Consider the following 717-nt stretch of genomic DNA (forward strand, 5'->3'; position numbering starts at 1 on the left):
ACGATTCTTTGATTTAGAGCGATTAACTCATCTTCCGACAAACTGTCTATATCTATATTCATTGCTCTACTCGATACCGAGATTCATAACGCCCAGCGCAGGCGCAGCCAGCGCGGAGCACATTTTGTGTTAATGTTTGAGCGCCAGCGAGTAACACAAAAGGTGCGTAGCGTTGGCTGTCGCTCTGCCGCTGATTGTTATGCATTGACGACACGATGCACTACAAATATTGCCACAAAGGCCAGAGGCATCCACAGGACAGGAGACCAGTAAACAGGCACTGGCTTCGATTTCCCCAGATTTCCTTTCTTTGACTCCCACCAATGGAAAAATACCATCAGAACTAAAAAAGTACTAAGACTCGCAAGCACTGATGCTAAAGCAATGTAGACAACGGTACTGCTTTGATCTCCACCAATGAGATCACCAATATATTGACCGGTGCCAACTCCAAGTGGAATTAGCGCATAGCTCCCAGATTTTTTAATTAATTCCTTTTTCATTTCTTACCACAATGGCTTGAGATGCATAACGCCCACAGCAGGGGCGGCTTACCTTATGCGCTTTTTGCGCGAAGATGGGAGCGAAGCGACCGCGCAAAACGCGCATAAGGTAAGCCGTCCCCGGTGTTTGTCAAAGAAGATGTCGCGATCACTCGATTACGCTGCCTCTAATTTCACCTCCTGAGAGGCCTGATCTTCAGGCGAAGGATTCAGC

Annotated in this window: 1 protein-coding gene; it reads right to left on the bottom strand. The window is 47.4% G+C overall.

Annotation, left to right across the window (positions count from 1 at the left end):
* Positions 1 to 197: 197 nt before the first annotated feature.
* Positions 198 to 503: a hypothetical protein gene (locus tag FDY93_RS19305; protein WP_138237390.1), complete on the bottom strand. Its 306-nt coding sequence runs from the start codon at positions 501 to 503 to the stop codon at positions 198 to 200.
* Positions 504 to 717 lie beyond the last annotated feature (214 nt).

Source organism: Microbulbifer harenosus, assembly GCF_005771435.1.
In the GTDB taxonomy this organism is placed as follows: Bacteria; Pseudomonadota; Gammaproteobacteria; order Pseudomonadales; family Cellvibrionaceae; genus Microbulbifer; species Microbulbifer harenosus.

Excerpts from the sequence above, each read along its gene's own strand:
- FDY93_RS19305 (WP_138237390.1), bottom strand. The coding sequence starts at position 503 with ATGAAAAAGGAATTAATTAAAAAATCTGGGAGCTATGCGCTAATTCCA.